The following is a 25,779-nucleotide window of genomic DNA, read 5'->3' on the forward strand; positions in this document are numbered from 1 at the left end:
CGTTTCATGAATTCGGCGAAAAAGCCGGAGAGGATCAGTCCTCGCCGCCTTCCTGCCCTTCGCCTTCCTCGCCTTCGCCTTCGCCTTCAGCGGCTTCGGCACCTTCGCTCTTCTTCAGAGCCGAGGGAGCGACCAGCGTGGCGATGGTGAAGTCGCGATCGGTGATCGCGCTTTCCGAACCGGCGGGCAGCGTCACGTGGCTGATGTGGATCGAATCGCCCACATCCTTGCCGGTAACGTCGATCTCGATCTGGTCGGGGATCTTGTCCGCTTCGCAAACCAGTTCCAGTTCGTGGCGAACGATGTTCAGAACGCCGCCACGCTTCAGGCCGGGGCTGGCGTCTTCGTTGACGAAGACAACCGGTACGGCCACGTCGACCTTGGCGTCCTTGGAAAGGCGCAGGAAATCGACATGCAGCGGGCGGTCGGTCACGGGGTGGAACGCGACGTCCTTGGGAAGGGTGCGCACGGCCTTCTTGCCGACTTCGACCATCACGATCGAGTTCGAGAAGTGACCGGTGCCGAGCAGCTTCACAAGGGCGCGCTCCTCGACGTGAATGGTGGTGGGTTCTTCCTTGCCGCCGTAGATCACGGCGGGGACACGGCCTTCACGACGCAGTGCGCGGGAGGCTCCCTTGCCTGCCTTGTCGCGCGTCTCGGCCGCCAGGGTCATCTGATCGCTCATTACCTTGGACCTTTATCAATAAATCGGGTTCAACAATTCCCGCGCGAAACACGCCTCCAGGGATGACCATGCAGCACGGGAAGGGCGCGCGCATAGGCGTATCGCGGGCAGAAGGCAAGGCGAAACCGCGCCTATCGAATGCGCGACACCCGCCAGTCGCGCGCCGAGAGCAAGGCGATCAGCCCATCGCTGCCGCCGACATGGCCTGCGCCCACGGCCACGAATGGCTGTTCGCCGCGTTGCATGGCGGCAGTGATCGGTTCGACCCAGCGTGCATTGCGGTCGGTCAACAGCGCCTTGCGCAGCGAGCGGTCGCTTTCGCCATCGCCCAGACCCATGTCCATCAAGCCCGCCAGCGCATCGGTATCGCCTGCCAGCCAGGCATCGGCCATTTCCGCCGGATCGCTATCCCGATCGGCGAGCAACGATTCCAGCAGGTCTTGCTGCGCGTCCTGATCCATCCGGTCGAAGATCGCGAATTGTTCGTCTACCGTTTCCAGACCGACCACGCGGCGCGGCGCATAGCGGGCGATCAACGCCTTATCGACGCCGGCATCCGGATCGATGCCCGATTGCCCCTGGACCATCGCGGATAAAGATATGGCCGCGGCCCAGCTTTCGACATGGCGGAATTGCCGCCCGCTGACGCCCGCATCGTCGAGCAATTCGTCGAGTTCGTCGCGATATTCGGGCGAAACGCGCTGGTCCAGCGGGGGCAGGGTTGTATCGACCGACAGGCGGGCGAAACTGTCGCGTACCTGGTCGGGATCGAGATCGGCGATCTCCACCATCAGCACGCCCGATCGGGCCAGCGCATCGTCGATGGCCGGCCGGTCCCACCGCGCGCCCGAAGGCAGCGCATGGATCGTGCCGAACAGCCAGCCCGCCGGTTCCGCGTCCGCAGCAGCATCTGCCGCATCGATGCGATAGAGCGCAGGCTCTCCGCCCGGCGTATCGTCCGAACCGCCGCATGCTGCCGCCAGCAAGGCCAGCGGCACAAGCCATAAAGCGCGCAGCAGGGGGCGGATCGGGGTCAATATGCGATCCGTTCGACGTTTAAACCGCGTTCGGCCAGCACTGCCTGCACGCTGTCAGCGCCTGCCAGATGGCCCGCACCCACCGCGATGAACACATTGCCGGGCTGCGCCATGCGCTGTTCGATCCAGTCGGCCCAGTTGCGGTTCCGGTTCGTAATCAGCACCTCATAGATCTCGGGCGATTCCTCCAGCCCTTCGTTGATCAGCTTTTCGGTCGAGACGATGTCGCCCACGCCCCAAGCACGCTCGGACTCGGCGTAAAGCGCTTCGGCTTCATCCAGCGAATCTGCGGCTTCGATCAGGAAAGTGATCTGCTGCTCTTCGGGCAGGTTCGAGAAAAAGCCCATTTGCTGGTCGAAAGTCTCCAGACCGGCGATCGGCTTGCCCTGTTCCTTTGCGCTGCCCTGCAATACGGCTTCGGCGCCCGATTTCGGGTCGTATCCCAACTGGATAAGCGGGGCGGCAGACAGGGTGACCGCGGCAAACCACGGTTTCATCCGGTCCAGCGCCTGCATGGGAATGCCTATGGCGGCCGCGCTCTCTGCCAGCTTGGTGCGCTGTTCGTCGCTCAGACGTTCGGACAATGTGCTGCCGTCGGTATAGATCGCACTGGAGCCGATTACCTGCTGCATCGTCGCCATATCGGGCTCCAGCATTTCGATCACCAGCTCGTCCGAACCGTTGAAGGCATCGCCCACCGCATCGTCGAACCACACCAGATCGGGTTTCAGCGCATGCATCGTGCCGAACAGCCAGATCGTCGTGTCCTCGTCCGCCAGCTTCCACAAGGCGGGATCGGCATCCGAACGGTCCAGTTCCACCACTTCTTCGGCCAGCGCGACCTGCGGGCTGGCCATCAGCCCGATTCCCGCCAGCGGCGCGGCAAAGCGCGTCAAAAATTTCCGAATACCCCCGGCAACCCGTTTTACATTCACTTTACGCATCCTTTTTGCCCGTTCCACCCTGTTACCAACGCCGCATATGCGAACGGCGGTTGACGGTTTCCTAGCGCTTCGCCATTGCCCGCGCGATGAACGAAAGTGCTTCTTCCCCGGTTCAGCCTTCCGGCGTCCTGTCGTTTCAGGACATGATCCTGACGCTCCACGATTACTGGAGCGCCAAGGGGTGCCTGATCCTTCAGCCCTATGATATGCGAATGGGGGCGGGGACTTTCCACCCCGCGACCACATTGCGCGCATTGGGGCCTCAGCCGTGGAACGCCGCTTTCGTGCAGCCGTGCCGCCGCCCGACCGACGGTCGCTATGGCGAAAACCCGAACCGGCTGCAGCATTATTACCAGTATCAGGTGATCCTGAAGCCCAGTCCGCCGCAGATTCAGGACTGGTATCTGGATTCGCTGCGCGTGATCGGTGTCGATCCGCTGAAGCACGATATCCGTTTCGTGGAGGATGACTGGGAAAGCCCGACGCTGGGGGCGTGGGGCCTTGGCTGGGAAGTCTGGTGCGACGGGATGGAAGTGACTCAGTTCACCTATTTCCAGCAGATGGGCGGATATGACTGCAAGCCGGTGGCGGGCGAACTGACCTATGGCCTCGAACGTCTGGCCATGTATATCCAAGGCGTCGACAATGTGTACGACCTTGCCTTCAATAAGCAGGGCGTCACCTATGGCGAGGTGTTCCTTGAAAACGAACGCCAGATGAGCACGTGGAATTTCGAAGTGGCGGATACAGACGCACTGTTCGACCTGTTCCGCAAGGCCGCTGCCGAATGCCGCCTGTGCCTCGACAAGGGGTTGCCGATCCCGGCCTATGAGCAAGCGATCGAGGCGAGCCATATCTTCAACCTGCTGCAGGCCCGCGGCGTGATTTCCGTGCAGGAACGCGCCAGCTATATGGGTCAGGTCCGCGACCTCGCCCGCGGTTCGTGCGAGGCCTATATGGCGAAATATGCCGACCAGTGGGCGGCTGATTATCCGGAGTGGACGGCATGAGCGACTTTCTGCTCGAACTCCTGTGCGAGGAAATACCTGCCCGCATGCAGGCCGGCGCTCGCGCCGATCTGGAACGGCTGTTCAAGGCCGAGATGGATGCTGCCGGTGTGGCTTTTGGCGCGATCACCGTGTTCAGTACGCCGCGCCGACTTGCCCTGATCGCGGCGGACATGCCCGAACAGACCGAGGCGGTCAGCGAGGAAGCCAAAGGCCCACCCGAAGGCGCTCCCGATGCCGCCGTCGACGGGTTCTGCAAAAAGAACGGCGTTACCCGCGACCAGCTTGAACTGCGCGAGGTAAAGGGCCGCAATACCTGGTTCGCGGTCAGGAACGTGCCGGGCCGCGCGGTGGCCGATGTTCTTGCCGAAGCGATCCCCGCGATCATCCGCGCTTTCCCGTGGCCCAAGTCGATGCGCTGGGGCGCGGCGTCGATCAGCACCGAGAGTCTGCGTTGGGTTCGTCCGTTGCAAGGCATCGTCGCCATTCTGGGCGAAGAGCTTGTGCCGTGCGAAGTGGGCGGCGTGGCATCGTGCTATGCCACCGTGGGCCACCGTTTCCACCACAGCGGCGAAGTCACCATCGGCGGCGCGCATGACTATGCCGACAAGCTGCGGTGCTGCCATGTGATCGTCGATCACGAAGAGCGGCAGGACATCGTTCGCACTAGGGCGGGCGAGGCGGCGGAAGCGGCTGGCCTGAGTTTGGTAGAGGACGAGGGCCTCGTAATCGAAAACGCGGGCCTGACCGAATGGCCTGAACCGCTGCTGGGTCGTTTCGACGAGGCGTTTCTGGAAGTGCCGCCGGAGGTGATCCAGCTGACGGCGCGGGTGAACCAGAAATATTTCGTGTGCGAGGATGCGGCCGGAAAGCTGGCCAATGCCTTCGTCTGCACCGCCAATATCAGCGCCACCGACCCCGCCGTGGTGGTCGACGGCAATCGCAAGGTGCTGGCCGCGCGCCTGTCCGATGCGCGCTTCTTCTGGGACACCGACCGTAAGGTCACGCTGGAAGAACAGGCGAAAAAGCTGGCCCGCATCACCTTCCACGAAAAGCTGGGCACGGTGGCCGACAAGGTCGAGCGCGTGGCGAAGCTTGCCCGCTGGCTGGCCGAAGAAGGCATCGTTCCGGGCGCCGATCCCGAGCTGACCGAACAGGCCGCGCGTCTTGCCAAGGCGGACCTCGTGACCGAAATGGTCGGGGAATTTCCTGAACTTCAGGGGCTTATGGGCGGCTATTACGCCCGCGCCGAAGGTCTGCCCGATGCCGTGGCAGATGCAGTGCGCGATCATTACAAGCCGGTGGGGCAGGGCGACGATGTACCCACTGCGCCGGTGACGGTGGCGGTATCGCTGGCGGACAAGCTGGACAACCTTCGCAGCTTTTTCGCCATCGACGAAAAACCGACCGGCTCGAAGGATCCATTCGCTTTGCGCCGCGCAGCCTTGGGTGTCATCCGTACCGTGACACAAAACAAGCTGCGGCTTGCTATCGCGGAGGGTGACATCCTCGACTTCTTCGCCGACCGACTCAAGGTCCAGCAACGAGAGGCCGGCGTTCGCCACGATCTGATCGATGCCGTTTTCGCGCTTGGAGGAGAGGACGATCTCGTCCGTCTGCTCGCGCGCGTTTATGCGTTGCAGAGCTTTATGGAGAGCGAGGACGGTGCGAACCTGCTTGCCGGCTACAAGCGCGCGGCCAATATCCTGAAGAAGGAAGGCTATGAAGGCGCCGACACCCGGATTGCCCGCACCGGAGAGGAAGACCCGCTTTCGCTGGTCGACGATCCCGAACTGGGCTCGATCGTGGCGCAGCGCGGCCATCTGCATCCCGATTACACGCCAGAACCCGCCGAGGCCGCTCTGATCGCCGCGCTGGACAAGGCCGAGCCTGCCGCGACGCAAGCGGTGGAGAGCGAGCAGTTCGAAGCCGCGATGGCCGCGCTTGCCTCTTTGCGGGGGCCGATCGATGCGTTTTTCGACAATGTCACCGTGAACGATGCCGACCTCGCCAAGCGCGAGGCGCGGCTTGCTCTACTGGACCATTTGCGCGCTGCGGTGCACAAGGTCGCCGATTTTTCGCGGATCGAGAGCTGAAATCATGCGTTTCAACGCTCTATTTCGTGGCGGGAGGCGCCAAGCGGCTTAACGCTTGTGGGCAGTTTAAATTTTCCTGCCGCAGCGCAACATTGATATGCCAATCCAGGTCGGGGAGTTTTAGACCAGATGACGCAATATGTTTACACCTTCGGCGGCGGCGCGGTTTCGGACGATCCGCGCGCGAAGGACAAGACGATCACTGGCGGCAAGGGTGCGAACCTTGCCGAAATGGCATCGATCGGTCTGCCGGTTCCTCCGGGCTTTACGATCACCACCGAAATGTGCGTCAAATATCTGGCAGAAGGCGCGAATTTCGACGACCAGCTTCGTGCCGACGTGGCAAAGGCGCTGAACCATATCGAAAACACGGTCGGCAAGACATTCGGCGATGCTGCCGATCCCTTGCTGGTGTCGGTGCGTTCGGGTGCGCGTGTTTCCATGCCCGGCATGATGGACACGGTTCTGAACCTCGGCCTCAACGACGATACGGTACAGGGCCTTGCCGCCGTTTCGGGTGACGAGCGGTTTGCATGGGACAGCTATCGCCGCTTTATCCAGATGTATTCCGACGTCGTCCTCGGCCTCGACCATGGATTGTTCGAGGAAGCGCTGGAAATCTGCAAGGAAGACAACGGCTATTCCGCCGATATCGAGCTGTCCGCCGATGACTGGAAGGCGCTTGTCGCTGAATACAAGACCATTGCGCAGAATGAGCTTGGCCGCCCGTTCCCGATGGATGTCAACGACCAGCTTTGGGGCGCGATTGCCGCCGTGTTCGGCAGCTGGGATTCCGAACGCGCCAAGGTCTATCGCCGCCTGAACGGCATTCCCGGCGGTTGGGGCACGGCGGTCAATATTCAGGCCATGGTGTTCGGCAATATGGGCGAAACGAGCGCAACCGGCGTTGCCTTCACCCGCGATCCCGCAACCGGCGAAAAAGCCTATTACGGCGAATATCTGATCAATGCGCAGGGCGAGGATGTCGTCGCCGGTATCCGCACGCCGCAATATCTGACCAAGGCCGCGCGCGAGGAAGCGGGCGCGCAACTGCCGTCGATGGAAGAAAGCATGCCGGGCGCCTATGGCGAGCTGGCGCGGGTGTTCGACCTGCTGGAAAAGCATTACCGCGACATGCAGGACATCGAATTCACGGTGCAGCAGGGCAAGCTGTGGATGCTGCAGACCCGCGCAGGCAAGCGCACGGCCAAGGCCGCGCTGAAAATGGCCGTCGAAATGGTCGGCGAGGGGCTGATCAGCGAGGCGGATGCGGTCAAGCGCGTCGATCCCATGGCGCTCGACCAGTTGCTGCACCCGACGCTCGACCCCGAAGCACCGCGCGAAGTGTTGACTGTGGGCCTGCCCGCATCGCCCGGCGCGGCATCGGGCGCGGTGGTGTTCGATGCCGATACGGCCGAACAACTGGCCGAACGGGGCGAGGCGGTGATCCTTGTCCGCGTCGAAACCAGCCCCGAGGATATTCACGGCATGCACGCAGCCAAGGGCATCCTTACTGCGCGCGGCGGGATGACCAGCCACGCCGCCGTGGTGGCGCGCGGTATGGGCCGGCCATGCGTTTCGGGCGCCTCGGCACTGTCCATCGACCGTCACAGCAAGACCGCACGCATTGCCGGAACCGAATTGAAGGAAGGCGATGTCATCACCCTCGACGGCGCGACCGGCGAAGTGATGAAGGGCGCGGTTCCAACGATCGAACCCGAGCTGGTTGGTGATTTCGCCACATTGATGGAATGGGCCGACGCCAAGCGCCGCATGAAAGTGCGCACCAATGCCGAAACGCCCGCCGATTGCCGCATGGCGCGCCAGTTCGGTGCCGAAGGCATCGGCCTGTGCCGGACCGAGCATATGTTCTTTGACGCTGCCCGCATTTCCAGCGTGCGCGAAATGATTCTGGCCGAGGATGAGGCAGGTCGACGCAAGGCGCTGACCAAGCTGCTTCCCGAGCAGCGCAGCGATTTCAAGGGTATCTTCACCGAAATGGCGGGCCTTCCGGTAACGATCCGGCTGCTCGATCCGCCGCTGCATGAATTCCTTCCGCACGGTGACGAGGAGTTTGCCGAGCTGGCGGAAATTACCGGCTATGGCGTCGACCATCTGAAGCGGCGCGCAGGCGAATTGCACGAATTCAACCCGATGCTGGGCCATCGCGGATGCCGTCTGGGGATCACCTACCCCGAGATTTACGAGATGCAGGTCCGCGCCATTTTCGAAGCCGCGTGCGAAGTGGCCGACGAAAGCGGCGATGCTCCCGTGCCCGAGGTGATGATCCCGCTGGTCGCGACGAAGAAGGAGTTGGAAATCCTGCGCGCACTGGTCGACCGCGTGGCCAAGCAGGTGTTCGGCGAAAAGGGCCGGACGCTGGAATATCTGGTCGGCACGATGATCGAACTGCCGCGCGCCGCGCTAATGGCCGATACCATCGCCGAAGAGGGCGAGTTCTTCTCGTTCGGGACCAATGATCTGACGCAGACGACACTGGGCGTCAGCCGCGACGATGCGGGGCGGTTCCTGACCCCCTATGTCGACAAGGGCATTTATCCGCGCGACCCGTTCGTCAGCCTCGACATCGAAGGCGTGGGGCAACTGGTCGAACTGGCAGCCGAACGCGGGCGCAAGACGCGGCCCGACATCAAGCTGGGCATTTGCGGCGAGCATGGCGGCGACCCCGCCTCGATCGCCTTTTGCGAGAAGACGGGGCTCGATTACGTGTCGGCCTCGCCCTATCGCGTGCCGATTGCGCGGCTTGCTGCGGCGCAGGCCAGCCTCGCGGACTGAACCGCTAGAAACGGGGCGCCGCGTTGCGCCCCGTCAGCGTCACGAATTCGAAGCGTTCGCGGATCAGCCCGTCGGCATCCCGCGATGCTTCGAAACGGGCGCGGGCCGTTGCGACCGCGGCGCGGAGCAATGGCGGGCCCGATCTGGCGAGAACATTGTTCAGCGCCTGCGCACGCAAATCGCCGACAAGCTGGTCAAAACTGTCGAAGCCAATATCGAAACCCCAGCCATCCACCACCGGATCGGCATAACCAAGCCGCGTCAGCAATTGCCCCGCGGCGCGCACATCGACTTGCGGATGAATGCGCGGGGCAGGGCGGTCGCCATCGGCCTCCAGCATGGCAGCGCGCAGCGTGGGCAGGATACCGGCAGCGGCAAAACTGGCGATCATCAGTCCGCCCGGTTTCAATGCGCGGCGCATAAGTACCAGCGCGCCCGGCAAATCATTGACGGTGTCGAGCAGGCCGAGGGTCACGATCAGTGAAAACGGGCCGCCGTCGATGGGGGCTTCCTCGTCGATCTGCGCCATCCCGTCGAGCGGCGCGGGATCGGCGGGTATTACCTGCGTTCCCTGCGCCTCCAGATGGCGGATCAATGCTCCTGTCCGGTCACCCAGCACCAGCGCATTGTCGAATGTCTCGCGCAGGAAACCCAGCCGGTCGACGATATCTTCGGCCAATTCGCGCGCAATGGTCGAAACGCCGTGCCCTGCGCGCTCTCCCGCGGCCATGCGCTGGCGGGCGGCCATGCGGCGCGATCGGGCAAAGATAACGGGCGGAGAGGGCGGGATATCCATGGCGCGCCTGTTGCAGTGCAAAGCGCGCTGACGCAAGCGTAACGGCATGAGCATTCGCCAGGCCTTTGCCCCGTTGGTCGATTTCGCCTTCCCCGCGCGCTGCCCGTCGTGCGGAGAAGGCGTGATGGGCAGCGACACCCATTGGGACGAAGGGCTGTGCGGTGCCTGTTGGGGCAGGCTGCAATTGCCTGGCCAGCCGTCCTGTCGAAACTGCCAGATTCCACTGGCCAGCGACGAATTGACGGCAGAGCGCATTTGCCGGTTTTGCGCGCTTGATGCACCGCTTCACGACGGCATCGCTGCGGCGACAATCTATGGCCCTGTGTCGCGCGAGATCTTGCTGGCATTAAAACATGCGGGCCGGTTCGCTTTGGCGGGGCCCATGGGGCGCTTTATGGCGTTGCGCTTTGCCGCGGCCGGTCTGGGGGAATTGGTCGATCCGCTTGTCATGCCGGTGCCTTTGCACCCCACGCGGCTTTGGAAGCGGGGATATAACCAGTCGGCTTTGCTGGGGAAAGCGTTTGCGAGGCAGCAGGGCTGGGCGTTCACGCCCGACGCACTGCGCAGGATCAGGCGGACACCATCGCTTGACGGGCTGGACCGGAAGGAAAGGCGCGATGTTCTATCGGGAGCGATCCGGACCCGCGATGATGCCACCGCCTCGATCGCGGGGCGCGATGTGGTGCTGGTCGACGATGTGGTGACAAGCGGCGCGACCAGCGGGGCCTGTGTCGCGGCATTGAAGCAGGCAGGCGCACGGCGCGTGGTGATCGCCTGCTATGCGCGCGTCGCGCCAGCGGCCGAGCCCAAGCCGGCATTTATCGATGACGATCCGGAATAGGCAGAAGCGGGAAGCATAAAAAGTTGGCGCCCGGGACCGAAGTCCCGAGCGCCAGCGTGACGTTCGACCGGATGCGCATCAGGGACCATGATCCCGAGCGGCTTTTCCGGCCGTTTGTCCGACGCGCCCCCCGGCACGCCGTTTTCCCTGAACGTTGACCGCTTTTGCAACCTGCTCCGCGACAACGCCAACCGCTGCGAAGAGCGGGTCCGGCTCCCTCAAGCCGTGATTGCGTTCTTGCGCGTAGAGTGCAATTTGGAAAGGAGATTCCCGCGTTTGTCATGGAAATGATGCAACGCTGTGTTCCTTTTGCAACATTCGTGCGCCACAATCAGCAGGCGCGATAAGGACATTAGCCAATGGGCGACATTTGCGCCGACAGCACTCTGCAATTCATCCCGCGTTTCGACGCGAGCGGATTGATTACCGCGATTTGCGTCGATGAAGGCGATGGAACGATCGTGATGGTGGCGCATATGAATGACGAGGCGCTGGCGCTCACACGTTCGACACGGCTTGCCCATTTCTGGTCGCGTTCGCGCCAGTCGCTTTGGAAGAAGGGCGAGACGTCGGGCAATATGCTGCGCGTTTCGGACATGCTGGTCGATTGCGATCAGGATTGCCTTGTCCTGCATGTCACACCGGCGGGTCCTGCATGCCACACCGGTCGGCGCAGCTGTTTCTATCGCCGCGTAATCGATCATGGGCTGGAAATGGTCGGGGATTGAAGAAGTTTGGCCAGTAAATTATACTGACAATAATGTAAGTAAAAATTGAGAGGAGTAGGCCACCATGGCCGAGTATACCGCGCCGTTGCGCGACACATTGTTTAACCTGCAAAACGTGCTCAAAATCGGCGATTATGCCGGCAAACCGGGTTTCGAAGCGCTCGACGCCGACATGGTCGAACCCATTTTGACCGAAGCGGGCCGCTTTGCAGCAGAAGTTTTCGCTCCCCTCAATGCGTCGGGTGACCGGCAGGGCTGCACCCGCCATGACGACGGTTCGGTCAGCGTTCCCGACGGTTTCGCCGATGCCTATCGCCAGATGTGCGAAGCGGGCTGGACCACGCTGACTGCGCCCGAGGCGTTCGGCGGGCAGGCACTTCCCCATGCCATCGGTGTCGCGGTCGAGGAATTCCTGTCGGCTGCCAATATGTCGCTTGCCATGTATCCGGGACTTACCGACGGTGCGATCCGCGCTCTTCTGGCGCGCGGCAGCGAAGAGCAACAGCAAACCTACCTGTCGAAGCTGGTGTCGGGCGAATGGACCGGCACGATGAACCTGACGGAACCGCATGCGGGCACCGATCTCGGCCTGCTTCGCACCCGCGCCGAACCCAATGGCGACGGCAGCTATGCGATTACCGGCACCAAGATTTTCATTTCCTGCGGTGAGCATGATCTGGCGGGCAATATCGTCCATCTCGTGCTGGCACGCCTGCCTGACGCGCCCAAGGGGTCGAAGGGCATTTCGATGTTTATCGTGCCCAAGTTCCTGCCCGACGAAAACGGCGAGGCGGGAGAGCGTAACACTCTGTCCTGCGGCTCCATCGAAGAGAAGATGGGCATTCACGGCAGTTGCACCTGCGTCATGAATTATGACGGCGCAAAGGGATGGCTGATCGGCGGAGAGCACAAGGGGCTGGCCGCCATGTTCATCATGATGAATGCGGCGCGCCTGTGGGTCGGCCTGCAGGGGCTGGGGCAAGCCGAGGTTTCCTATCAGAATGGTGCGGCCTATGCGCTGGATCGCCGTCAGGGCAGGGCGCTGACCGGCCCCGTCGATCCGGATCAGAACGCCGATCTGCTGGTCGTTCACCCCGATGTCCGCCGCTTGCTGATGGATGCACGCACCCGGACCGAGGGTTTGCGCGCGCTGGTACTCTGGTCGGGGTTCCTCAGCGATCTGGCGCATCATGCAGAGAGCGAGGAAGAACGGACCCGCGCGGACGATTTCGTCCAGTTGCTGACGCCGGTCGTCAAAGCGATCGGTACCGATATCGGCTATGATGTGGCCACCCAGATGCAGCAGGTTTGGGGCGGGCATGGCTATATTGCCGAAAACGGGATGGAGCAGTTCGTGCGCGATGCACGAATTGCCCTGATCTATGAAGGCGCGAACGGCGTGCAGGCGATGGATCTTGTCGGGCGCAAGCTGCCGATGAATGGCGGGCGCGCGATCCAGTCGTTCTTTGCGCTGGTCGACGCAGAAATCGCCGCCGCCGGTTCGGATGAGGCGACAACCCAAATTGCCGCCGCGCTGGAAAAGGCGAATGGCGAAATGAAGGCGGCCGCCATGTGGCTGATGCAGAATGCGCCCGAAAACGCGGATAATGCGGGCAGCGCGGCCTATATGACGATGCAGATCCTTGGACTGGTCGCCATCGGGTTGATGTGGCTGCGCATGGCCAAGGCCGCGGGCCAGGCGCTTGCGGCGGGTGAGGGCGACAATGCCTTTATGGAAGCCAAGCTGCTTTGCGCGCGCCATTTCGCGCGCAGCCATCTGCCCGATGCGGGCGCGCTTAGCCGCAAACTGGAAGGTGGAGCCGACGTGATCATGGCTATGCCCGCCGAGAGCTTTCTGCGGGCCTGACCCTATGCGAACGGTCGGCGCGTCAGGCTGCTGCGAGCGAATGTTCGATCAGCAGCATGGCGGCCGACCAGCTCTGCCGGTCGGCCTGTTCATGATAGGCAACGGCGTCATTGTCGCGTAAATCGCTGGCGGGATCGGTAAAGCCATGCTTCGCCCCGCCAAACACCATAAGCTGCCAGTCGGCACCGGCAGCATCCATTTCCGTCTGGAATGCCGCGACATCGCCGCGCGGGACCATCGGGTCGGCATCGCCATGGCAGACCAGGATTTTTGCATCGATCCTGCCGTTGGCGGGCATGTCCGTCGCCAGCAATCCGTGAAAGCTGATCGCCGAGCGTATGGGCGCGCCGGTTCGCGCCAGTTCCAGCACGCCGCGCCCGCCCATGCAAAAACCCATTGAAAACAGCGGCAGGCCCGCCGCGATCTTTTCCGCCTTGTCGCAGGCGGCCCTGATCCTTTGCCGGAAGGCAGGCGTGTCCGCCATCAGCGCGCGTCCCGCCTCGAACAATTGCTCGATACTGGCATCGGGCAGCCCATAGAAATCGGCGATGAAGACCAGATAACCCGCGTCGGCAAGCATGGCAGCCCGCCGGTCCATCGCCTCGTTCCGGTTGGCGATGGTCGGCAGGATCAGAATGGCGGCAGTGGGGGCGCATTCGGGACGGACCAGCCATCCCGTCAGCGCCATATCACCGTCCGAATAAGCAATGGCTTCGGTTTGCATGGCTACTCCGGCAGGAAACCGGGCACCGAAAGATAACGCTCACCCGTATCATAGTTGAAGCCCATCACCCGCGCACCAGCGCCAAGTTCGGGCAGCTTTTTCGCGATGGCGGCCAATGTCGCCCCCGAACTCAGGCCGACGAGCAAACCTTCCATGCGCGCACATTTGCGGGCCATGTCCTTCGCTTCGTCCGCGTCGACGGGGATTGCGCCATCGATTGATCGTGTATGCAGGTTTTCCGGAATGAAACCGGCGCCAATGCCTTGCAGCGGGTGAGGGCCGGGTTGCCCGCCAGAGATAACCGGCGACAGCGCAGGTTCGACGGCAAAGGCCTTCATCGCGGGCCATTCGGTCTTCAGCGCCTCGGCGCAGCCGGTCAGGTGACCGCCCGTGCCGACGCCGGTGATCAGCGCGTCGATCGGGCTGTCTGCGAAATCAGCCAGGATTTCCTTTGCCGTGGTGGCAGCGTGGATCGCGGGATTGGCGTCATTCTCGAACTGCTGCGGCATCCAGGCGCTATCGGTGGCCTCTACCAGCTCGCGCGCACGTTCCAACGCGCCTTTCATGCCCTTTTCCTTGGGTGTCAGGTCGAATGTCGCGCCATAGGCCAGCATCAGACGGCGGCGTTCGATCGACATGCTCTCGGGCATGACGAGCACCAGCCTGTAACCCTTGACCGCGGCGACCATGGCAAGGCCGATGCCGGTATTGCCCGACGTCGGCTCGATAATCGTGCCGCCGGGCTTCAGCGCACCGCTCGCCTCGGCCGCTTCGACCATGGCAAGTGCGATACGGTCCTTGATCGATCCGCCCGGATTGGCGCGTTCCGACTTCACCCAGACCTCGTGATCGGGGAACAGGCGCGACAGGCGGATGTGCGGCGTATTGCCAATCGTGGCGAGGACGTTTTCGGCCTTCATAACTTGGCTCCTTCCTGCTCTTGCTCGCGCTTCCCGTCGTCGGTGATGCGATAGGCGGGCGCGAATGTCCGGGCGTTTCTGAGTTCGGGATAGGCATAGGCCCAGATGACGACCACCAATATTGCCCCGACGCCGCCGAAAACAACCGCCCCCGTCGCACCGATCAGCGCAGCAGCCACGCCCGATTGCAATTCGCCCAGTTCGTTCGAAGCAGAAATGGCAAGGCCCGATATGGATGAGACCCTTCCGCGCATGTGATCGGGCGTATTCAATTGCACCAGCGATCCGCGCACGAACACCGAGATCATATCCGCCGCGCCCAGCACCACCAGCACGCCGAGGCTGAGCAGCAACTCACGCGAAACGCCGAAAAGCGCGGTCATCAGGCCATAGATCGCCACCGCCCACAGCATTTTGACGCCGACATTGCTTTCAAGCGGCTTCCACGCCAGCCACAGCGCCACCAGTCCCGCGCCCACGGCCGGGGCGGCCCGCATCCAGCCAAGGCCAACAGGTCCGACCTGCAAAATGTCGCGCGCAAACACCGGCAAAAGGGCTGTTACGCCGCCCAGCAGCACGGCAAACAGGTCTAACGAGATCGCGCCCAGCAGGAACCGGTCGTTCCACACGAATTTCAGCCCGTCGGTCACTTGCCGGATCGGGTGCACCTTGCGGTCGACATCGGGCTGGCGCAGCGGCTTGATCAGTGCGACCATCGATGCGGCCGTCAGCAGCAGGACGACCGATACGATATAGGGGAAGCTGGGAAAAACAGCATAAAGCATGCCGCCCGCCGCGGGGCCCAGAACGGTTGCGAACTGCCATGCGATGGCATTGGTCGCAATCGCGCGCGGGATCATTCTGGCGGGTACGATATTGGGCGCCAGCGCATTCATCGCGGGGCCGAAAAACACGCGCGCCGTGCCATGCAGCGCCGCCAGCAGGAACAAGAGCGGCAAAGTCAGATGCCCGTGCCATGTCGCAAAGCCCAGCGCGGCGGCGATCAGCATGTCGAACAGCATGGCCGTGACCGCGACCTTCCGCCGGTCGAACCGGTCGGCGGCGACGCCCGCGAACGGCGTCAGCAGAAACAGCGGCACGAATTGCGCCGCGCCCAGCAGGCCGAGCTGGAACGCGGCCAGCGACCTGCTCATCCCATAATCGCTGCGCGCGACGTCATAGACCTGCCAGCCCAGCACGACGACCATCGACAGCGTGGCGATCACGCCCGCGAAACGGGCGACCCAGAACAGGCGGTAATCGCGAATCTGGAGCGGGTGGCGCGGCTCGTTCGCGGCGGTGTCAGTCATGGAACGGCGGTTCAGCGAACCGGTGTGAACTTACCGGATGCTTCGTCAAGCCAGTGCAGAACCCCGTCCGAAATCGCGAAAAACGCGCCGCGCAGACTTAACTTGCCTTGTGCTTCCTTGGCCTGGATGCAGGGGAAGCTGCGCAGGTTCTGGATCGATACCTTGACGGCGGCCTGTTCCATCGCGCGCTCCGCCTCCCGGCTTTCGGTGCCGTGGTCGTGTGCGACTTCCTCGCGCGCTTCGTCCAGCAATTCGATCCAGTCCGCGATAAATCCGCCGCGCCCCGGTTCGGCCCCGTGCATCGATTGGGTGAGCGCCGCCTTGCACCCGCCGCACATGCCGTGGCCCAGCACCAGCACTTCCTCGACCTCCAGCACCTGGACGGCGAATTCCAGCGCGGCGGAAACGCCGTGATGGCCGGGATTGGTTTCGAACGGAGGGACCATGGCGGCAACATTGCGGACCACGAAAATCTCGCCCGGATCGACATCGAAAATCTGGCTGGGATCGACGCGGCTGTCCGAACAGGCGATGACCATCACCTTGGGCGACTGCCCTTCTTTCAATTGCATCCAGCGTTCGCGCTGGGGATGCCAGCTTTTCTCGCGGAAGCGACGGTAACCTTCGGTCAGGGCGGACTGTACGGGTGAATCGGGCATGATGCGCTCTTTGCATCCGTGCTGCGCAGCTTGCAAGCAGCACGATGTTGCGGCCCGTGGCAGACGCGCTTATGTGGGCCATTATGAACGAGATCACCAAACCCGCCGATATGCGCCCGCCGATCCAGCGCAAGCCCGACTGGATTCGCGTGAAGGCCCCGACCAGCAAGGGCTATGCCGAAACGCGCCGCCTGATGCGCGACCTCAAGCTCAATACGGTGTGCGAGGAAGCGGCCTGCCCGAATATCGGCGAGTGCTGGACCAAGAAACACGCGACAGTGATGATTCTGGGCGATGTGTGCACGCGCGCCTGTGCGTTCTGCAACGTCAAGACCGGCATGCCGCGCATGGTCGATCCGATGGAGCCGGTGAACGTGGCCATCGCCGCGGGCGAGATGGGGCTGGAACATATCGTCATTACTTCGGTCGATCGCGACGATCTGCCCGATGGCGGCGCCGGTCATTTCGTGAAAGTGATCGAGGAGCTGCGCAAGCGCGCGCCCAAGACCACGATCGAAATCCTGACACCCGACTTCCGCGGCAAGATGAAGGCATCGATCAAGGCGATCTGCGAAGCGCGTCCCGATGTGTTCAACCACAACCTTGAAACCGTGCCGCGCCTTTATCCCACGATCCGGCCGGGCGCGCGCTATTATGCCTCGCTCCGCCTGCTGGAAGAGGTGAAGGCGATCGATCCGTCGATCTTCACCAAGTCGGGCATCATGCTGGGGCTGGGAGAGCAGCGGCTTGAGATCCACCAGGTGATGGACGACATGCGCAGCGCCGACATCGATTTCCTGACCATGGGGCAATATCTGCAACCCACGCCCAAGCATGCGAAGGTGGTCGATTTCGTCACACCTCAGCAGTTCAGCGCGCTGGGCTCGATCGCGCGGGCCAAGGGCTTCCTGCAGGTGGCATCCAGCCCGCTGACGCGGTCCAGCTATCACGCAGGCGACGATTTCGCCGAAATGAAGGCGACGCGCGATGCCCAGCTGGCAAAGCAAGCGGGCGAGCCTGCCAAGGTGCCGGGCAAGAAGCACTGGGACCGCAGCAACGAGACGCCCGCCGACTGATGCCCAGCATTCGCGAAACGCGCGAGTTGAACTATTCGGCCGAACAGATGTTCGATCTGGTCGCCGATGTGGGCAGCTATCCGCAATTCCTGCCATGGGTGGTGGCAACGCGGGTGCGTTCGGACACCGAAACCGAAATGGTGGCCGACATGATGGTCGGCTTCAAGGCGCTGCGCGAACGGTTCACGTCGAAAGTGCACAAGCACCGGCCCGACCGGATCGTGGTCGAATATGTCGACGGTCCGCTGTCCAAGCTTGAAAACAGCTGGCAGTTCGAACCGCTGGACGGCTCGCCCGATTACGGGCGATGCCGCATCCATTTCTGCGTCGATTTCACCTTCCGCAACCGCGTATTCGAGGCGTTGGCAGGCCAGTATCTCGACCGCGCCTTCCGCAAGATGGTCGGCGCGTTCGAGGAACGCGCCGAAGCGCTTTACGGCAGCAACAGTTCCAGCGCGCATAGCGCCGCCTGAAGACGCACATCGGCGCGGCCCTTGCAGTCGAAATGCTTCAGCTCGGCTGAAGGCTCCTCATCCTCGTCGCGGTCGCGATTGGCGCGCGCGAACACGACCGTGCCCACGGGTTTCAGTTCCGTGCCGCCATCGGGGCCGGCAATGCCGGTAATGGCCACGGCAACATCCGCATCGCTGCTTTTCAGCGCACCGGTCGCCATCGACCACGCAACGGCGACGGAGACCGCGCCGAACGTCTCGATCAGATCGCTCGGCACGCACAGCTCTTCCATCTTGGCTTCGTTCGAATAGGTCACGAAGCCGCGGTCGAGCACCATGGACGATCCGGGAATTTCAGTGAGGGCGGCGCATACAAGACCGCCGGTGCAGCTTTCGGCCACGGCGATGGTCGTACCCGCGTCCTTATGCGCGGCGACGACCCTTGCGGCCAGATCGGTCAGTTCCTGGGGGAGGTTGCTGTCCATGTCAGTTCCGGAAAAGTTGGGGGGATTTTGCGGTCATCACGCCGTTTTCACCAAGAGCACCTGGGCCTGTGCGGCGATGCCTTCACCGCGGCCGGTAAAGCCCAGCCGTTCGGTGGTGGTCGCCTTGACCGAAATGACATCGATGTCAACAGCCAGCAGTTCGGCCAGCCTTGCGCGCATGGCCATGCGGTGCGGCCCGATCTTGGGTGCCTCGCAAATAATCGTCAGGTCGCAATTGCCGATGGCATAGCCCTTGTCGGCGGCGAGCTTTACCGCATGCGTCAGAAAGATATGCGATGCCGCGCCCTTCCATTGCGGGTCGCTGGGCGGGAAATGATCGCCGATATCGCCGATGGCGATCGCGCCCAGTATGGCATCGGTCAGCGCATGCAGCGCCACATCGGCATCGCTATGGCCCGAAAGCGTATGATCGTGGTCGACCCTGATCCCGCACAGCCAGACGTGATCGCCCGGGACCAGCCGGTGCACATCATAACCGCTGCCGGTGCGAAAGGCGGGGGCGGCACCGTGCGGCATGGCAAAATCTTCCTTGAAAGTCAGCTTGGCGAGCCGCGCATCGCCTTCTACCAAAGCGACATTGTGGCCCGCCTGGCGCAGGACCTGCGCATCGTCGCCCGCATCGCGGGCGCCCTGCCATGCGCGGTGGGCAGCAAGGATCGCATCAAAGCGAAAGGCTTGCGGCGTCTGGACACGGCGCAAATCCTCCCGCCGCGCGGGGGCGCCCATGATATCGCCGCTGGCTTCGACCATGCTGTCCACGACGGGTAGAACGGGTATCGCGCCCGGAATATCCCGCAGTGCCGTGATCAGCCTGTCGGCCACGTCCGCGGGAAGATCGGGGCGCGCGGCATCGTGAATGAAAACCTGCGTCGGGCGCAGGGGCAGGGCAGCCAGAGCCTCTAGCCCTGCACGGACCGATTCCTGCCGCGTCGCGCCGCCCGGAACAAAGGAGATGTCGTCGCAATCGCCAATGGCAGCGCGGGCCTGCGTTTCGTCCTTGTCGGGGATGACGATCAGGATCGGGCCGGAAATGGCCGCCCGTAGCCGCGCGACCGCATGACCCAGAACCGTCGTTTGGCCATAGGGCGCAAATTGTTTCGGCGTAGCCAGACCGGCGCGCGATCCGCTGCCTGCAGCCACGATGATGCCGGCGGTTTGCCCACCGGCCCGTTCCGCCTGTATATGCCCAGCACCGTCCGCCATCGCGCTGCCCCGCTACAGGCTTGATGGGCGTTGAGCAATCGACTATGCGCACTGCTTAATTTTTAGGCAGAATATGAACGCTATTTCGACATTCCCCACAGCGCCAAAGCTTGACCCGATCCGCATCGGGCCGGTTCATGTGGCGACTCCGGTGGTGCTGGCGCCGATGACGGGCGTGACCGACATGCCGTTCCGCACGCTGGTCCGCCGTTTCGGGTCGGGCCTGAACGTGACCGAGATGATCGCTAGCCAGGCAATGATCCGCGAAACGCGCCAGTCGATCCAGAAGGCCGAGTGGCACCCCAGCGAAGATCCCGTTTCGATGCAGCTTGTCGGTTGCGATCCGGTGTCGATGGGCGAAGCGGCCAAGCTGAACGAGGATCGCGGCGCGGCGATTATCGACATCAATTTCGGCTGTCCGGTGCGCAAGGTGACCAACGGTTTTGCCGGATCGGCTTTGATGCGCGACATTCCGCTGGCGACAAAGCTGATGAGCGAAACGATCAAATCGGTTTCGGTGCCGGTCACGGTGAAGATGCGCATGGGGTGGGATCACGCTTCGCTCAACGCGCCCGAACTGGCGCGTATTGCACAGGATCTGGGGGCGGCCATGGTCACCGTCCACGGACGCACGCGCAACCAGATGTACAAGGGCAGCGCCGATTGGGCCTTTGTGCGCAAGGTGAAGGACGCCGTATCGATCCCCGTTATCGTCAATGGCGACATTTGCGGGATCGACGATACCGCCACCGCGCTGGAACAGAGCGGGGCCGACGGGTTGATGATCGGTCGCGGTGCCTATGGCCGCCCCTGGTTGCTCGGTCAGGTCATGGACTGGCTGGAAGGGCGCGATGTGCGCCCCGATCCGTCATTGGCGGAACAATATGCGTTGGTCACCGAACATTATCGCGCCATGCTGGACCATTATGGTGCCGAAACCGGCGTCAAAATGGCGCGCAAGCACCTCGGCTGGTACACCAAGGGGCTGAAAGGTTCGGCCGAATTCCGCAATATGGTCAATTTCATCGATGATGCGGACAAGGTGCTGGCAGCTCTGCGCGAGTTCTATCTGCCTTTGTTCGAAGATAGCCCGAAGGCTGCCGCGGCGTGACGCTTGCCGGCACGATCGGAGAGGCCGTTCGCCCGTCGCCCGATCACGCGCGTCTGATCGCCAGCCTGCCCTATGCCGTCGTCATGCTGCGCCCCGGCCAGCGCATCGCTGCCGTCAATGGCGCGGGTGAGCAGCTGTTGGGACAAAGTGCGCGAAGGCTGATCGGTAAGTCATTGAAATCGGTCGTTGATTTCGGTGAACCGCGGCTGATGGCGATGCTGGACGATAGCGATGTACAGATCAATGCACGCGATATGGCGGCCCGCATCGGCAAATCCAGCGCCCGCCGTCTGCATGTCATCGTTTCTCCGGTCGCGGGCTGGGAGGGTTGGCAGACGCTGACCCTGATCGAATCGGCAGAAGTTGAGGGGTTCGAGGAATCGGGCATCAATACGCATGAGGAAGCGGGGCTGCGCGCCCCTGAGATCCTTGCGCACGAGATCAAGAACCCGCTGGCCGGTATCCGCGGGGCGGCGCAGCTTTTGGGGCGCAAAGCCAAGGCATCGGACCGTGCACTGACCAATCTGATCGCGGACGAGGTTGACCGTATCGCTGCGCTGATCGATCAGATGCAAACCCTGTCGAGCCGTTCCGCAGCGCCCGCAACACCCGTAAACCTGCATGTCGCGATCCGCCGCGCCAGCGCCGTTCTGGAAGCAGGCGGGCATGCCAATGTGCGCATACGCGAGGAATTCGATCCGTCGCTTCCCATGGTGCTGGTCAATTCGGATTCGCTGCTGCAGGTGCTGCTGAACCTGTTGACCAACGCGGCGGAGGCTTGCGCCGGAGAGGACTGCCCCGAAGTCACGCTGCGCACCCGTTTCGCCAGTGGCATCATGCTGCGGCAGGCAGGTCATGCCCAGCCGATCCGCCTGCCGATCGAGATATGCGTGACCGACAATGGCCCCGGTGTCGATCCGGAACTGCGCGACCATATTTTCGAGCCCTTCGTTTCCTCCAAGAAACAGGGGCAGGGGTTGGGCCTTGCGCTGGTGCGCAAGCTGGTGCGCGACATGAACGGGCGCATCAATCACGAGCGGGACGAACTGCGCGGCCTGACGCATTTCCGCATCCGCCTGCCCATGGTGGAAACCAGGCGCGAGGATAGCGAAGCATGAGCGCGCCGGTTCTTCTGGTCGAAGACGATATCTCCATTGCGGTCGTGATCACCACGGCGCTGGAGGATGAGGGGCTGAAAGTCGTCCGCTGTGATACGATTGCAGAGCGGGACCGGCTGCTGGCGTGCGAGAATTATTCGGCGCTGGTGACCGATGTCGTGCTGAAAGATGGCGACGGCATCGGCACTTTGGACGAAGTGCGCGCACGGCAGCCCAACCTGCCGGTGATCGTCGTGTCGGCGCAAAATACGCTGGATACGGCGGTGCGCGCCAGCGACACGGGTGCGTTCGAATATTTCCCCAAGCCTTTCGATCTCGACGAACTTGTCCGCGCGGTCACCGCCGCGATCGGCAATGCCGAGGCAGAGGCAAAGCCGCTGGAGGGAGAGGGCGATCCCGCGCTTCCGCTGGTCGGCCGGTCCAATGCGATGCAAGCGGTCTATCGCATGATCACCCGCGTTTTGCGCAACGATCTGACCGTGCTGATCCTGGGCGAATCGGGCACGGGCAAGGAACTGGTGGCCGAGGCGATCCACAAGCTGGGCCAGCGTTCGCGCGGGCCTTTCGTGGCCGTGAATACGGCGGCGATACCCGCCGACCTGATTGAATCCGAATTGTTCGGCCATGAAAAAGGCGCGTTCACAGGAGCCTTTGCGCGCCATATCGGCAAGTTCGAGCAGGCGCGCGGGGGCACTTTGTTCCTCGACGAAATCGGCGATATGCCGATGCAGGCGCAGACCCGACTGTTGCGGGCGTTGCAATCGGGCACCATCCTGCGCGTCGGCGGGCGCGAGGAAGTGCCAATCGATGCGCGCATTGTGGCCGCGACGAACAAGGATCTGGCGCCTCTCATCGAAACCGGGCGCTTTCGCGAGGATCTTTTCTATCGCCTGAATGTCGTGCCGATCCAGCTTCCCCCGCTGCGTGAACGGGGCGACGATGTCGATGCGCTGGCCAGCCATTTTCTGGCACAAGCCGCGCGCGACGGGCTGCCGCGCCGCAATCTCAGCAAGGATGGCGCGGCGCTTTTACGGGCGCAGCCATGGCGCGGCAATGTGCGCGAACTGAAGAATTTCGTCTATCGCCTTGCCTTGCTGGCACGTGAGGAGATTGTCGACCGCAATGCGGTTCAGGCTTTGCTGGCCGACGAGGCCGCGACTGCCCCGCCGCCATCGGGCGCAATCATGGCCGAGAGCGGCGGCATCAACGATCTCGACAATGCGCTGCATCGCTGGCTGGCTGCCAATGCGCCCGAGCCGGGCCAGATTTATGCCAAGGCGATTGCTGCTTTCGAAAAACCGTTGCTGACCCATATGCTCGACACCACGGGCGGCAACCAGCTGCGTGCCGCACGAATGTTGGGGATCAACCGCAACACTTTGCGCAAACGTCTGGACGAGCTTGATATCGATCCGGACCGGTTTACCCCCCGCACGCGCGGCTGATCGGGGCGCATATCATCCGTATGCAGCGGCTGATCGCAATTCCGGCCAGATTTATCCCCTGCGTGCCAGTCTGCTCTTGAGTTTGAGCAACAGCGCTGTTGTATTCGCGCAACGATGAGTTCCGACCGCCCTTTCCCCGCCGATTCCTTTGAAGCCCCACTTCAGGGTGGCGCACAGGCTGCGGATGAAGCGATCGCGACATCCGCCAACGGCGTTGCCAACAGTGCCGGCCGCGACTGGCAGCGTCTGATGCGCCGGATCGGGATCGTCTGGCACCGGTCGAACGGCTTTGCGATATTGGAAATCGCCTGCGTGATCGCGATTGCGGTCACGGTCGTGTTCGGCTGGATGACACTGGATGGCGCTTCGCAGGATGCATTGCTGCCGACGGCCACCACCACGACATTGCTGGTGGTAACGCTGGTGCCCGGCATGGGGCTGATGGTGCTGATCGGAAGGCGGCTGGCGCTGCGACGGGCCCAGCGGCTGACGGGATCGACGGGGCGCATGCATGTGCGGCTTGTGTTCTTTTTTTCTCTGCTGGCGGCGGTTCCGACGCTGCTGGTCGTGGTATTCGCATCCTTCCTGTTCCAGTCAGGCGTCGAATTCTGGTTTTCCGACCGTTCGCGCGGCTTGCTGGAGGATGCGAACGAGCTGGCGCGCGGCTATTATGCCGAGAATTTCCGCGACATCGGCGACAAGACCATCGCGATGGCGGACGACATCCGGTTCTACCTCGACCGCGCCGCGATCACGAGCCCCGAGTTTGCCGAGGCCTATACGCGGCAGGTGATCGTACGCGAATTCGACAGCTCGGCCATTCTGGAAGTGGGCAAGGACGGCAATGTGCGCACTGCCGCTATCGTCGATCCCGAAAGCGATTTCGGCCCGGCGAGCATCCACTCAGAAGTGTTTGCCAAGCTGTCAGCCGGTTCGCGCGTTGAGGTCACGGCAGTGGCCGAAAAGATCGAAGCGGTGGCCCCGCTCGACCTCGATGCCGGTATCTATCTTTATACCTCGCGCGAATCCGATCCGCTGGCTTTCAGCCAGTGGCAGCGTGCGCAAAGCGTGCTCGCCAATTACGATGTGCTGACCGACAATGTCCGGTCGCTGCAATTGCAGTTCAACATCGCGCTGCTGGTCGTGTCGCTGGCGCTGGTCGGGCTGGCCGTGTGGTTCGCTCTGCGCTTTGCCGACCGGCAGGTCGGGCCCCTGGCAGAGCTGGTTGATGCCGCGCGCGATGTGGGGGCGGGCAATTTTTCCAGCCGGGTGAGCGGGCGCACGGGATCCGATGAAATCGGCCTGCTGAACCGTGCGTTCAATCGCATGACCGCGCAGATCGAGCGGCAGACCGCGGCACTTCTGTCGGCGAACGAGCAATTGCATGAACGGCGTGCCTTTATCGAGGCAGTACTGGATTCGGCCACGGCTGGCATCGTCTCGATCGATACCGAGGGTAAGATATTGCTGATCAACGGATCGGCGCAGACCCTGCTGGTGGGGGAGGACGACGAGGCGCCGGTCGGGCAAAGCCTCTCTGCCGTCGCCCCGACGCTTGCCGCTTTGGTAGAGGAAGGCAAGGCGAGCGGCATCGCGCAGATACCGCGCGGCGGGGACATGCGCACTCTGGCCGTAAAGCGCGCGCGCACGACGCACGGCCATGTTTTGACGTTTGAGGATATCACTCGCCAGTTGCTCGACCAGCGGCGCGCGGCCTGGTCCGATGTGGCGCGGCGGATCGCGCATGAAATCAAGAACCCGCTCACCCCGATCCAACTGGCGACCGAACGGCTCAACCGCCGGTACCGCCGCCAGATCGAAACCGATGGCGAGTTGTTCGACGAGCTGACGCAGACGATCATCCGGCAGGTCGGCGACCTTAGAAAAATGGTCGACGAGTTTTCCAGCTTTGCCCGCATGCCCAAGCCCAGCTTCCGACGCGAGGACATCTCGGACCTCGTCCGGCAATCGATGTTCCTGCAGGAAGTCGGCCATCCCGAAATCACCTATCGTTTCCGCGCGGGGGAAGGGGACACGGGTATCGATTGCGACCGCCATCAGGTGGGGCAGGCGATGACCAATGTGCTGAAAAACGCGGCCGAGGCGATTGAGGCGCGCCGATTGGCCGAAGGCGACGATTATCGCGGCCAGATCGAAGTGGCGATGCAGCCCGACAAGGACGGGGTGACGATCACCGTCACCGATAATGGCAGCGGCCTGCCGCAGCAGGGCGACCGCATCGTCGAACCCTATATGACCACGCGCGAGAAGGGCACCGGCCTCGGCCTTGCCATCGTCCAGAAAATTCTGGGCGAACATGGTGGGCATATCGGGTTCGAACCTGCCGCGAAGGGCGGAACGACCGTGCGTATGCGTTTCGCACGCGATCCGCTGTCGGAAGAAAACGCGGCAGGCGATGGCGGCAGGCAGGCCGCGGAATGACGGAATTGATGCAAGG

The 25,779-nt window shown here is 62.9% G+C and carries 22 protein-coding genes; 12 read left to right on the forward strand and 10 right to left on the reverse strand.

Going from position 1 to position 25,779, the window contains the following annotated elements; genetic code table 11:
• Positions 1–34 precede the first annotated feature (34 nt).
• From LOZ77_RS04875 to LOZ77_RS04885, 3 genes are all read right to left on the reverse strand, one after another.
• Complete coding sequence (locus tag LOZ77_RS04875; protein ID WP_230281065.1) at positions 35–685, reverse strand: 50S ribosomal protein L25/general stress protein Ctc; 651 nt, start codon at positions 683–685, stop codon at positions 35–37.
• Between the two features lie 131 nt (positions 686–816).
• A complete protein-coding gene (locus LOZ77_RS04880; RefSeq protein ID WP_230281066.1) occupies positions 817–1,722 on the reverse strand; it encodes a TraB/GumN family protein in 906 nt (301 codons plus the stop codon).
• Positions 1,719–2,618 (reverse strand): TraB/GumN family protein, encoded by a 900-nt coding sequence (locus tag LOZ77_RS04885; protein ID WP_230281067.1) that lies wholly within the window; start codon positions 2,616–2,618, stop codon positions 1,719–1,721. The genes LOZ77_RS04880 and LOZ77_RS04885 overlap by 4 nt, the downstream gene beginning before the upstream one ends.
• A gap of 134 nt (positions 2,619–2,752) precedes the next feature.
• Here LOZ77_RS04885 and LOZ77_RS04890 point away from each other — a divergent pair, with 134 nt between their 5' ends.
• The 3 genes from LOZ77_RS04890 to ppdK all read left to right on the forward strand — a co-directional run bounded on the left by LOZ77_RS04890 (position 2,753) and on the right by ppdK (position 8,565).
• The gene (locus LOZ77_RS04890; protein WP_230281068.1) at positions 2,753–3,676 is read left to right on the forward strand and encodes a glycine--tRNA ligase subunit alpha; all 924 of its coding nucleotides are present in this window, start codon (positions 2,753–2,755) and stop codon (positions 3,674–3,676) included.
• Positions 3,673–5,769 carry a glycine--tRNA ligase subunit beta gene (gene glyS / locus LOZ77_RS04895; RefSeq protein WP_230281069.1) on the forward strand — a complete coding sequence of 699 codons (2,097 nt, stop codon included), beginning with the start codon at positions 3,673–3,675 and terminating at the stop codon, positions 5,767–5,769. The genes LOZ77_RS04890 and glyS overlap by 4 nt, the downstream gene beginning before the upstream one ends.
• A 129-nt stretch (positions 5,770–5,898) precedes the next feature.
• Positions 5,899–8,565: a pyruvate, phosphate dikinase gene (gene ppdK, locus LOZ77_RS04900; protein ID WP_230281070.1), complete on the forward strand. Its 2,667-nt coding sequence runs from the start codon at positions 5,899–5,901 to the stop codon at positions 8,563–8,565.
• A gap of 4 nt (positions 8,566–8,569) precedes the next feature.
• Here ppdK and LOZ77_RS04905 read toward each other — a convergent pair whose 3' ends face one another.
• Positions 8,570–9,361 (reverse strand): methyltransferase domain-containing protein, encoded by a 792-nt coding sequence (locus LOZ77_RS04905; protein WP_230281071.1) that lies wholly within the window; start codon positions 9,359–9,361, stop codon positions 8,570–8,572.
• A gap of 46 nt (positions 9,362–9,407) precedes the next feature.
• Here LOZ77_RS04905 and LOZ77_RS04910 point away from each other — a divergent pair, with 46 nt between their 5' ends.
• The 3 genes from LOZ77_RS04910 (at position 9,408) to LOZ77_RS04920 (ending at position 12,797) form a co-directional block, all read left to right on the forward strand.
• Positions 9,408–10,202: a ComF family protein gene (locus tag LOZ77_RS04910; RefSeq protein WP_230281072.1), complete on the forward strand. Its 795-nt coding sequence runs from the start codon at positions 9,408–9,410 to the stop codon at positions 10,200–10,202.
• A 359-nt stretch (positions 10,203–10,561) separates the two neighbouring features.
• Positions 10,562–10,930: a phosphoribosyl-AMP cyclohydrolase gene (gene hisI / locus LOZ77_RS04915; RefSeq protein WP_230281073.1), complete on the forward strand. Its 369-nt coding sequence runs from the start codon at positions 10,562–10,564 to the stop codon at positions 10,928–10,930.
• Positions 10,931–10,994: 64 nt separating this feature from the next.
• Positions 10,995–12,797: an acyl-CoA dehydrogenase C-terminal domain-containing protein gene (locus tag LOZ77_RS04920; RefSeq protein WP_230281074.1), complete on the forward strand. Its 1,803-nt coding sequence runs from the start codon at positions 10,995–10,997 to the stop codon at positions 12,795–12,797.
• A 22-nt stretch (positions 12,798–12,819) separates the two neighbouring features.
• On the opposite strand, the gene LOZ77_RS04925 is transcribed toward LOZ77_RS04920, so the two are convergent.
• Genes LOZ77_RS04925 through LOZ77_RS04940 form a run of 4 tightly spaced genes read right to left on the reverse strand, consistent with a single transcriptional unit; the run spans position 12,820 to position 16,410 of the window.
• On the reverse strand, positions 12,820–13,521 hold the full coding sequence (locus LOZ77_RS04925; RefSeq protein ID WP_230281075.1) for a dienelactone hydrolase family protein: 702 nt from the start codon (positions 13,519–13,521) through the stop codon (positions 12,820–12,822).
• Between the two features lie 2 nt (positions 13,522–13,523).
• Positions 13,524–14,441, reverse strand: a complete 918-nt coding sequence (gene cysK, locus LOZ77_RS04930) for a cysteine synthase A (protein ID WP_230281076.1) — start codon at positions 14,439–14,441, stop codon at positions 13,524–13,526.
• A complete protein-coding gene (locus LOZ77_RS04935; RefSeq protein ID WP_230281077.1) occupies positions 14,438–15,751 on the reverse strand; it encodes an MFS transporter in 1,314 nt (437 codons plus the stop codon). Before LOZ77_RS04935 ends, cysK begins: the two co-directional genes overlap by 4 nt.
• Positions 15,752–15,762: 11 nt before the next feature.
• The gene (locus LOZ77_RS04940) at positions 15,763–16,410 is read right to left on the reverse strand and encodes a carbonic anhydrase (RefSeq protein WP_230281078.1); all 648 of its coding nucleotides are present in this window, start codon (positions 16,408–16,410) and stop codon (positions 15,763–15,765) included.
• Positions 16,411–16,493: 83 nt separating this feature from the next.
• Here LOZ77_RS04940 and lipA point away from each other — a divergent pair, with 83 nt between their 5' ends.
• Both lipA and LOZ77_RS04950 read left to right on the forward strand, forming a co-directional pair.
• Positions 16,494–17,486: a lipoyl synthase gene (gene lipA / locus LOZ77_RS04945; RefSeq protein ID WP_230281079.1), complete on the forward strand. Its 993-nt coding sequence runs from the start codon at positions 16,494–16,496 to the stop codon at positions 17,484–17,486.
• Positions 17,486–17,959 (forward strand): type II toxin-antitoxin system RatA family toxin, encoded by a 474-nt coding sequence (locus LOZ77_RS04950; protein ID WP_230281080.1) that lies wholly within the window; start codon positions 17,486–17,488, stop codon positions 17,957–17,959. The genes lipA and LOZ77_RS04950 overlap by 1 nt, the downstream gene beginning before the upstream one ends.
• Here the strand turns inward: LOZ77_RS04950 and LOZ77_RS04955 are convergent.
• Complete coding sequence (locus LOZ77_RS04955) at positions 17,920–18,423, reverse strand: CinA family protein (RefSeq protein ID WP_230281081.1); 504 nt, start codon at positions 18,421–18,423, stop codon at positions 17,920–17,922. The two genes, LOZ77_RS04950 and LOZ77_RS04955, sit on opposite strands and share 40 nt — an antisense overlap.
• A 36-nt stretch (positions 18,424–18,459) precedes the next feature.
• Positions 18,460–19,647: a bifunctional 2-C-methyl-D-erythritol 4-phosphate cytidylyltransferase/2-C-methyl-D-erythritol 2,4-cyclodiphosphate synthase gene (locus LOZ77_RS04960; protein WP_230281082.1), complete on the reverse strand. Its 1,188-nt coding sequence runs from the start codon at positions 19,645–19,647 to the stop codon at positions 18,460–18,462.
• Positions 19,648–19,720: 73 nt separating this feature from the next.
• Between LOZ77_RS04960 and dusB the strand changes: the two genes are divergently transcribed.
• The 4 genes from dusB (at position 19,721) to LOZ77_RS04980 (ending at position 25,763) form a co-directional block, all read left to right on the forward strand.
• Complete coding sequence (gene dusB / locus LOZ77_RS04965) at positions 19,721–20,758, forward strand: tRNA dihydrouridine synthase DusB (protein WP_230281083.1); 1,038 nt, start codon at positions 19,721–19,723, stop codon at positions 20,756–20,758.
• The gene (locus tag LOZ77_RS04970; protein WP_230281084.1) at positions 20,755–21,876 is read left to right on the forward strand and encodes a nitrogen regulation protein NR(II); all 1,122 of its coding nucleotides are present in this window, start codon (positions 20,755–20,757) and stop codon (positions 21,874–21,876) included. The genes dusB and LOZ77_RS04970 overlap by 4 nt, the downstream gene beginning before the upstream one ends.
• Positions 21,873–23,321 carry a sigma 54-interacting transcriptional regulator gene (locus LOZ77_RS04975; RefSeq protein ID WP_230281085.1) on the forward strand — a complete coding sequence of 483 codons (1,449 nt, stop codon included), beginning with the start codon at positions 21,873–21,875 and terminating at the stop codon, positions 23,319–23,321. The genes LOZ77_RS04970 and LOZ77_RS04975 overlap by 4 nt, the downstream gene beginning before the upstream one ends.
• A 114-nt stretch (positions 23,322–23,435) precedes the next feature.
• Positions 23,436–25,763: an ATP-binding protein gene (locus tag LOZ77_RS04980; protein WP_370638045.1), complete on the forward strand. Its 2,328-nt coding sequence runs from the start codon at positions 23,436–23,438 to the stop codon at positions 25,761–25,763.
• Positions 25,764–25,779 lie beyond the last annotated feature (16 nt).

Source organism: Croceicoccus sp. Ery15, assembly GCF_020985305.1.
Lineage (GTDB): Bacteria > Pseudomonadota > Alphaproteobacteria > Sphingomonadales > Sphingomonadaceae > Croceicoccus.